Origin of the sequence: Ramlibacter sp., from assembly GCF_013697775.1 — a bacterium.
Classification (GTDB): domain Bacteria; phylum Pseudomonadota; class Gammaproteobacteria; order Burkholderiales; family Burkholderiaceae_C; genus Ramlibacter.
On sequence record NZ_JACCWG010000424.1, the window covers coordinates 1 to 8,830 of the forward strand.

Annotated in this window: 10 protein-coding genes; all 10 read left to right on the forward strand. The window is 68.8% G+C overall.

What is annotated here, in order from left to right; translation table 11 throughout:
• Position 1 precedes the first annotated feature (1 nt).
• The 10 genes from H0U68_RS21495 (at position 2) to H0U68_RS21540 (ending at position 8,818) form a co-directional block, all read left to right on the forward strand.
• On the forward strand, positions 2–1,453 hold the full coding sequence (locus H0U68_RS21495; protein ID WP_296358943.1) for a type II and III secretion system protein family protein: 1,452 nt from the start codon (positions 2–4) through the stop codon (positions 1,451–1,453).
• A gap of 15 nt (positions 1,454–1,468) precedes the next feature.
• Positions 1,469–1,747, forward strand: coding sequence for a hypothetical protein (locus H0U68_RS21500; RefSeq protein ID WP_296358944.1), 279 nt, complete (start codon positions 1,469–1,471; stop codon positions 1,745–1,747).
• A 94-nt stretch (positions 1,748–1,841) separates the two neighbouring features.
• Positions 1,842–2,036, forward strand: coding sequence for a Flp family type IVb pilin (locus tag H0U68_RS21505; RefSeq protein WP_296358945.1), 195 nt, complete (start codon positions 1,842–1,844; stop codon positions 2,034–2,036).
• Positions 2,037–2,120: 84 nt separating this feature from the next.
• Positions 2,121–3,401, forward strand: coding sequence for a pilus assembly protein TadG-related protein (locus tag H0U68_RS21510; RefSeq protein ID WP_296358946.1), 1,281 nt, complete (start codon positions 2,121–2,123; stop codon positions 3,399–3,401).
• An 11-nt stretch (positions 3,402–3,412) separates the two neighbouring features.
• Positions 3,413–3,856, forward strand: coding sequence for a TadE family protein (locus tag H0U68_RS21515; protein WP_296358947.1), 444 nt, complete (start codon positions 3,413–3,415; stop codon positions 3,854–3,856).
• The gene (locus H0U68_RS21520) at positions 3,853–4,311 is read left to right on the forward strand and encodes a TadE family protein (RefSeq protein WP_296358948.1); all 459 of its coding nucleotides are present in this window, start codon (positions 3,853–3,855) and stop codon (positions 4,309–4,311) included. Before H0U68_RS21515 ends, H0U68_RS21520 begins: the two co-directional genes overlap by 4 nt.
• A gap of 19 nt (positions 4,312–4,330) precedes the next feature.
• Positions 4,331–5,485, forward strand: coding sequence for an AAA family ATPase (locus tag H0U68_RS21525; RefSeq protein WP_296358949.1), 1,155 nt, complete (start codon positions 4,331–4,333; stop codon positions 5,483–5,485).
• Between the two features lies 1 nt (position 5,486).
• Positions 5,487–6,881 (forward strand): CpaF family protein, encoded by a 1,395-nt coding sequence (locus H0U68_RS21530; protein ID WP_296358950.1) that lies wholly within the window; start codon positions 5,487–5,489, stop codon positions 6,879–6,881.
• Positions 6,882–6,890: 9 nt separating this feature from the next.
• Positions 6,891–7,883, forward strand: a complete 993-nt coding sequence (locus H0U68_RS21535; protein WP_296358951.1) for a type II secretion system F family protein — start codon at positions 6,891–6,893, stop codon at positions 7,881–7,883.
• A 23-nt stretch (positions 7,884–7,906) separates the two neighbouring features.
• Positions 7,907–8,818: a type II secretion system F family protein gene (locus tag H0U68_RS21540; RefSeq protein WP_296358952.1), complete on the forward strand. Its 912-nt coding sequence runs from the start codon at positions 7,907–7,909 to the stop codon at positions 8,816–8,818.
• The last annotated feature ends 12 nt before the right edge of the window (positions 8,819–8,830 follow it).

The window sequence follows — 8,830 nt, forward strand, 5'->3', positions numbered from 1 at the left end:
GATGCTGGGCAAGTCGCGCATCGTGCGGCTGCCGTTCGCGGCCGCGCGGCTGGTGATCGGCGGCCAGCCGAGCGGCTTCGCCGGCCGCGCAGCGGTGCCGGTGCCCACCGGCACACCCGGTCCGCAGCAGGCGCCGGCCCCGGGCCGCCAGGAGTGGGACGGCGTGGCCGACACCGACGTCACCTTGCTGAGCCCGACCGAGCTGTACTTCCTGGGCAAGAGGCCGGGCACCATGAACGTCATCCTGCAAAGCGCCGACGGCCGCTGCCTGGTGAAGGACCTGGTGGTCACCATCGATCCGGAGTCCGTGCAGTCCAAGCTGACCGAGCTGATGCCCGAGGAAAGCGGCGTGCGGGTGCGCGCCGCCGACAACGCCATCGTGCTGAGCGGCGTGGTGAGCGACGCGGTGAAGCTCGACCAGGTGGTCAGCCTCGCTTCGGCCTACGGCGACGGCAAGAAGGTGGTGAACCTGCTGCGCGTGTCCAACCCGCAGCAGGTGATGCTGGAAGTGAAGATCGCCGAAGTGAGCAAGACCATGCTCGACAAGTTCGGGCTGGACTTCTCGCGCATGGTGGCTTCGGGCAGCGGCGCCAGCGTGATTTCGGGAATCATCGGCGGCGGCGCCGGCCTGCTGGGGCGCTACCGCACCGAGGTGATGACCGGCATCGGCGGCGGCATCGCCAGCAGCGTGGGTGCCGGCGGGTCCAGCGGCAACGCGTACATCGGCGGCATCGACGGCACGCAGGTCCGCAACGCCGACGGCACCTTCAGCAACAGGTACAGCATCTCGCCCGGCACCATCAGCAAGAACTCCACCCTGCTGGGCATCGACGCGCAGAAGAAGGACGGCGTGCTGCGCGTGCTGGCCGAGCCCAACATCATGGCCATCAGCGGCCAGACAGCGAGCTTCCTCTCCGGCGGCAAGATCTTCATTCCGGTGGCGCAAAGCCGCGACGGCGTCGCCGGCAGCACCATCACGCTGGAGGAAAAGGAATTCGGCGTCGGGCTGAAGTTCACGCCCACGGTGCTGGACGGCAACCGCATCAACCTGAAGCTGGTGTCCGAAGCCTCCGAGCTGCAGCAGGCGGGCTCGCCCTTCACCAGCTTCAACGGCGTGACGGCCGTCCTGCCCTCGATGGCCACGCGGCGGGTGGACACCACGGTGCAGCTGAACGACGGCCAGAGCTTCGTCGTGGCCGGTCTGATCAAGAACAACATGAACACGGCGCTGGACAAGTTCCCGGGGCTCGGGGAAGTGCCGGTGATGGGTGCGCTGTTCCGCTCCACCGAGTTCCAGACCGACCAGACCGAGCTGATGTTCGTGGTGACGCCGCGCCTGGTGAAGCCGCTGACCGAGGCCGTGGTCCTGCCGACCGACAACCACGTGGTGCCCAGCCGCGCCGACGTGCTCTTCATGGGCAAGGGCGAAGGCCGCGCGCCCGCCAAGCCCTGAACACCGGAGGCCTCCATGCTGCACAAGACCATCCTGCCGATCGCGCTGCTGCTGGCCGGCTGCGCCACCTCGTCGCCGACACCCGACTACGACCTGCGCTTCGGCGACGCGTTGCGCGACGCGCGCGCCAGGCAGACGCTCAATCCGGCGGCCGCCTCCATCGCGAGCACGCCCGGCATGGACGGCCGCGCCGCGCGCGAGGCGCTGATCCTGTACCAGGGCACCTTCAGGCAGCCGCCCCCGGTCGTCAACGTCATCAACATCGGCGGGGCCACCGGCTCCTCCGGCAAGTGAGTGAAAGGAGCCTGCCCACGAAGCATCCGCGACCTACTCCTCCCAAGCCTTTCGATTCCTTTTTCCCCAACCACTCCACTTCAAGGAGAAACGCATGAACAAATTGTCCAACTTCGTGACCGCCTTCCTGCGCGAGGACGACGGCGCCCAGATCGTCGAATACGCGCTCATCATCGCGGTGGTTTCCATCGCACTCGTGATCGCGCTGCAGGGGCTGACCACCACCGGCATGTTCACGACCTTCATCGGCCGCGTGACCGCCTGCCTCACGACGGCGAACTGCGTCTGAAGCGCGCCGCGCCAGGAATTCCGGCGCGTGCCGAATTCCTGGCGCACCCGCTTCGCACTCGCAAGAGCAACGAAGAAGACCCCCATGCGACGCGCCGCTCCACGCAGCAGCCAGCACGGCGCCGTGATCGTCACGGTGTGCCTGCTGATGCTGTTCCTGCTGGGATTCATGGGCTTCGCGCTCGATTTCGGGCGGCTGTTCGTCGTCAAGAGCGAACTGCAGACCGCCATGGACAGCTGCGCGCTGGCCGCCGCGCAGGAACTGGATTCCCTGCCCGATGCGATCACCCGTGCCGCCAACGCCGGCATGACGGCCGGCAACCTGAACCGCGTGAACTTCCAGTCGTCCACCTGGAGCGGCCAGGGCCGCATCGTCGCCGGCGACGTCGAATTCATGGCGTCGCAGGCCGGGGGATTCGCCGTCACCACCAGCGCCGCCGCCGCCCGGTATGCGCGCTGCCGCCACACCCAGCCCAACGTGCAGATGTGGCTGATGAACGCGCTGGGCGCGTTCTCCGGCAACGGTGCCGCCTTTCCCGCAAGACGCCCGGTGCAGGCCGAGGCGGTCGCCACGCGCGCCAGCGCGCAGAGCACCTGCCCACTGCCGCTGGCGCTCAGGCCGGTCGCGGGCGGTACAGCCCCCAACTACGGCCTGGCCGTGGGCCAGTGGATCACGCTGCTGATGAGCCCGGGCAGCGGCAGCGGCGGCCAGATCGGCTGGGCCAACCTGGACGGCAGCAACAGCGCCTCGGAAACCGAGCACGAGATGAACGGCTACTGCGGCGTCACCGTCGGCACCCAGCTGGGCACGCCCGGCGTGCAGAGCTCCGTTGCCGACGCCTGGAACGCGCGCTTCGGGATCTACAAGAACAGCGGCGGCCCGGCGGCGAACGCGCCGGACTTCACCGGCTACGCCTACACGGCCAACAACTGGCCGAGCCGGGCCAACGCGTTCAACGGTCCGACGCCGCCCGGGGCCCATGCGACAGCCGCCAACTTCGTCACCAAGCGCGCCGCCTATGCCTCATGCGCGAACACCGGCACCAACATGAACGGGCCGAACGGCTGCAAGACTATCACCGGCCTGACCATCAACGGCGGGTTCAACACCCTGGCCACGCCCGGGCCCACCGGGCAGCACCACCAGTACGGCGCGAGCCGGCGCATCGTGCTGGTGCCGGTTGTCAACGGCACCCGACGCGTGATCGACTACGCCTGCATGCTGATGCTGCAGCCCATGAGCATTCCAGCGGCGGACGTGCAGCTGGAATACATCGGCAACGCCGGCGCGCCGGCCAGCCCCTGCACCACCAGCGGCCTGCCGGGCGGCTCCGCCGGGCCGCTGGTGCCGGTGCTGGTGCGCTAGGAGGACACGCCATGCAACACGCAACGCAACGCACGACGCAACACGGGGCCGCCCTGGTTGAATTCGCGCTCATCTTGCCGCTGCTGCTCACGCTGACGATCTTCGTCGCGGAGTTCGGCCGCGCGATCATGTACTACAACACGCTGACCAAGTCGGTGCGCGACGCGGCGCGCTATCTCTCCACCAAGACGCCGGGCACCAGGCTTGCCGAGGCGAAGAACCTGATCGTCTACGGAACGCCCACGGCCGGCGCTACCGCGCTGGTGCCCGGGCTCACCACCGCCATGGTGCCCGACCCGGTGTGGCAGACCCAGGGCACGCTGCCGGTGATCAACGTGGTGACGGTGCGCGTGCAGGGCTACACCTTCCGGCCGATGTGGTCCGGCGTGTTCGGCAAGGTTCTCAATCCGATCAACTTCAGCACGGTGAGCGCGAGCATGCGCACCACGCTATGACACACCACCACCACCACCGCCGTCGCCATCCCCGTCGCCAGCGCGGCGCCACCCTGGTGGAATTCGCCCTGGTGCTGCTGATCTTCCTGACCTTCCTGCTCGCCGTAGTGGACTTCAGCCGCATGCTGTTCAGCTGGAACGCGGCGACCGAAGCCACCCGCGCGGGCGCGCGCTATGCGGTCACCTGCGACAGCACCGCGCAAAAGCCGCAGGTGCTCGCGAAGATGCGGGCGCTGGTGCCCGAGATCGCCGACATCGACCTGGCCTGGGTGCCCGCCGCCTGCACCGCCGCCTCCTGCGAAGGCGTGACGGTGACCGTCACCAGCCTGGACTACCAGTGGATCTCGCCCATCGCCGGATTCGCGAAGCTCGCGCCCATGGCCATGCCGCGGTTCGCCACCTTCCTGCCGCGCGAATCGATGCGGCAGGACCCGTACAGCATCGACCATTGTTGAAAACACCCTCGGGAGTCCCATGAAGATCGCAGCCATATCCCCCAATACCGGCCACCTGCAGGAGATCGGCCGCGTGCTGCAGGCGCACGGCCACCAGGTGACGCTGGCCGAAGGCGGCAAGAGCCGCATGCAGGCGATCGCCGAGCGCGAGCAGCCCGACCTGATGCTGGTGGACGGCATGTGCTGCGACCCCGACGAGGTGCTGCAGATCGCGGCCGTCACCGCGCGCCATCCGGCATTGGCGGTGGTGCTGCTGTGCGCCACGCACACGCCGGACTTCCTCATCAACTCCATGCGCGCCGGCGTGCGCGAGGTGCTGCCCTCGCCGCCGACCGCGCAGGCGCTGCAGGAGGCAGTGGCGCGCGTGGAGGCCAAGCTGCACGGCATCGCCGCGCGCAGCCAGGGCAAGGTGCTGGCCTTCCTGCCGTGCAAGGGCGGCAGCGGCGCCACCTTCCTGGCCACCAACCTGGGCTGGCTGCTGGCCGAGAACGCCTCGGTGCTGCTGCTGGACCTGAACCTGCAGTTCGGCGACGCGTTGTCCTTCGTCTACGACAGCAAGCCGGTGTCCACGCTGGCCGACGTCGCCCGCGACATCGGCCGGCTCGACGCCTCGCTGCTGGCCGCCAGCACGGTGAAGGTGACGCCGCGCTACAGCGTGCTGGCCGCGCCGGAGGATCCCTCGCAGGCGATGGCCATCAAGCCGGAGCACATCGACGCGATCCTCGGCGTGGCCGCCAGCCACTACGATTTCGTGCTGCTGGACCTGGGCCGCGGCATCGACACGCTGGCCATCAAGGCGCTGGACCGCGCGACGCGCATCTACCCGGTGCTGCAGGCGCAGCTGCCGCACATCCGCCACGCGGCGCGGCTGCTGGAGGTGTTCCGCTCGCTCGGCTACGGGCAGGACAAGGTGGAGCTGGTTCTCAACCGTTATGAGAAAAGCAGCGAGATCGGCCTGGACATGGTGCAGCGCTCCTTCGGCACTGCGCGCATCCACACCGTGCCCAACTCGTGGCGCGAGGTCAGCGCCTCCATCAACCAGGGCGAGCCGCTGCCGTCCACCGCGCGCGGCAACGCCGTGGCGCGCAACCTGGCGGACCTGGCCGCCGCGCTGAACCCGCGCCAGGACGACGCCGCCCCCGGCCTGCTGGGCCGCCTGTTCCGGAGAGCCTGACATGCACACCCCGATGACGCTGGACACGCGCAAGGACCCGTCGTTCGCATCGCTGCGCGAGCGGCTCGCGGCCCCGGAGGATCCGCAGCCGATCCGCACCCAGTCGGCCGCCACCGGCGAGCCGTACAAGCTGCTCAAGAGCCGCATGCATCTGCGGCTGCTGGACCACTTCGACCTGAAGGCGCTGGAGACGCTGGCGCCCGACGTGCTGCGCCAGGAGATCGCGGTGGCCACCGAGCGGCTGCTGCAGGACGAAGCCGCCGCCCTCAACGAGCTGGAGCGCACCCTGCTCATTCGCGACATCCAGCACGAAATGCTGGGCTTCGGCCCGCTGGAACTGCTGATGGCGGACCCCAAGGTGTCGGACATCCTGGTCAACTCGTACCGGCAGATCTACGTGGAGCGCGGCGGCCGGCTGGAACTCACCAGCGTCACCTTCACCGACGAGAAGCACCTGCTGCGCATCATCGACAAGATCGTCTCGCTGGTCGGCCGGCGCATCGACGAATCCAGCCCGATGGTGGACGCGCGCCTGCCCGACGGCTCGCGGGTGAACGCGGTGATCCCGCCGATCGCCATCGACGGGCCGATGATGTCGATCCGCCGCTTCGCGCACATCCCGCTGAAGATGGAGAACCTGACGGCCGATGGGCTCAAGAGCCTGACGCCCGAAATGGCGAAGATGCTGGAGGGCCTGGTCAAGTCCAAGGTGAACATGCTGATCTCCGGCGGCACCGGCGCCGGCAAGACCACGCTGCTGAACATCCTCTCGGGCTACATCCCGCAGACCGAGCGCGTGGTCACCATCGAGGACGCGGCCGAGCTGCAGATGCAGCAGGCGCACGTGATCCGGCTGGAGACGCGGCCGGCCAACATCGAGGGGCGGGGCGAGGTCACGCCGCGCGCGCTGGTGCGCAACGCGCTGCGCATGCGGCCGGACCGCATCATCGTCGGCGAGGTGCGCGGCGCCGAGGCCTTCGACATGCTGCAGGCCATGAACACCGGCCACGAGGGGTCGCTGACCACCATCCACGCTAACACGCCGCGCGACGCCGTGGCGCGCATGGAGAACATGATCGGCATGGCCAACCTCAACCTGCCGCACAAGGCGGCGCGCCAGCAGATCGCCTCGGCCATCACGGTGGTGGTGCAGGCGCTGCGGCTGATCGACGGGCGGCGCAAGATCACCAGCATCCAGGAAATCACCGGCATGGAAGGCGAGGTCATCACAATGCAGGAGCTGTTCTCCTTCAAGCAAACGGGGCTGGGCGACGACGGCGCGGTGCAGGGCTATTTCCAGGCCTCGGGCGTGCGGCCGAAGTTCGCCGACCGCCTGCGGGCCTTCGGCATCACCCTGCCCGACGCGATGTTCGATCCCGCGCGGCGCTACCAGTAGGAGCCGGCCATGACCGACCTTCTTTCGGGCAACAGTTTCCAGGCCGTCTCGCTGCTGGTGTTCGTGGCCGTGCTGCTGCTGGCCGAGGGCGGCTGGCTGCTGTGGAAATCGCACAAGGGCCCGCAGGCCAAAAAGCTGCAGCAGCGGCTGCGCTCGCTCTCGGCCTCGGGCGACGCCGCGCAGCCCGCGCGCGTGCTCAGGCAGCGCATGGCGAGCGAGCTGCCCTGGCTGGAACGCACGCTGCTCGCGCTGCCGCGGCTGCGCGGGCTGGACGCATTCATCGCACAGGCCGGCCTCACCTGGTCGCTGACGCGGCTGCTGGCGGCGATGGCGGCCTGCGGCCTGGTCGCGGCCATCGCGCTCGGCATGCTGCTGCACCCGCCCGCGCTCTACACGCTGGTGGCCGGCCTCGCGGCCGCCACGCTGCCGCTGCTGTTCGTGCGGCACAGGCGCAACGCGCGGCTGCGCCTGCTGGAGCGCCAGCTGCCGGAGGCGCTGGACCTGATGTGCCGCGCGCTGCGCGCCGGCCATGCCTTTTCTTCGGCGCTGAAGATGGGCGGCGAGGAAATGCCCGAGCCGATGGGCGGCGAACTGCGCATCGTGCACGACGAAATCAACTACGGCGTGTCGCTGCAGCAGGGCCTGTCGCACCTGTGCGAGCGCGTGCCGCTGACCGACCTGCGCTACTTCGTGGTGGCGGTGCTCACGCAGCGCGAATCGGGAGGCAACCTGACCGAAATCCTCGGCAAGCTGGCCCATCTGGTCCGCGAGCGGCTCAAGCTGCTGGCACGGGTGCGCGTGCTGTCCTCCGAAGGCCGCATGTCGGCCTGGACGCTCGGGCTGATGCCGTTCGCCCTGGCGGGGCTGATGAGCGTCATCAACCCGGACTTCATGCGCCCGCTGTGGACCGACCCCATGGGCCAGGGCTTCCTGAAGTTCATGCTGGGCAGCATGTTCGTCGGCGTGCTGCTGATCCGCCGCATCATCCGCATCCGCGTGTAGCGCCAGGCACCGAAGGAGCTTCCATGTCCATGATCCTGCCCTCCCTCATCTTCGTGTCGGTGGTCTGCGGCTGCGCCGGCCTGTACCTGTGGCTGGCGCCGACGCGCGCCGAGCAGCGCCTGCAGGCGGCGCACGCCATCGGCGGCGGCGAGACCGGCTGGAGAGAAACCATCGTGCGCATCACCGGCCCGTTCGCCAGGCTGTCCACACCGCAGGGCGACTGGGAGAACTCGCCGCTGCGGCTGCGTTTCTTTCACGCCGGCATCCGCCACCCCGACGCGCGCTACGTGTACTTCGGCGCCAAGACGCTGCTACCGTTGCTGTTTGCCAGCATCGCCTTTTTCGCGCTGCGCGGGGTGAACCAGGCGCCGCTCACCTTGTTCTTCTACGTGCTGCTGGCCGCCCTGGCCGGCTGCTATTTGCCCAACCTGGGGCTGACAATGGCGGTGCGCGCGCGGCAGCGCGAAATCTTCGAGAGCTTTCCCGACGCGGCCGACCTGATGCTGGTGTGCATCGAAGCCGGACTGGGGCTGGATGCGGGGTTGACCAAGGTGGCCGAGGAAATGCGGCGCAAGAGCGTGGCGCTGGCCGAGGAGGTGCACCTGACCAACCTGGAGATGCGCGCCGGCGCCAGCCGCGACAAGGCATTTCGCAACCTGGCCAAGCGCACCGGCGTGGAGGAGCTGTCCACCTTCGCCACCATGCTCACGCAGGCCGACAAGTTCGGCACCAGCATCGGCGACTCGCTGCGCGTGTTCTCCGACGACCTGCGCCACAAGCGGCAGATGCGCGCCGAGGAACTCGCATCGAAGATCCCGACCAAGATGCTGTTCCCGCTGGTGCTGTGCATCTTCCCGTCGATCAGCCTGGTGATCCTGGGGCCGGCGGTCATCCGCATGGTGCGGATGATGGGGCCGATGCTGAATGGCAGCTAACGCCGGCGCTAG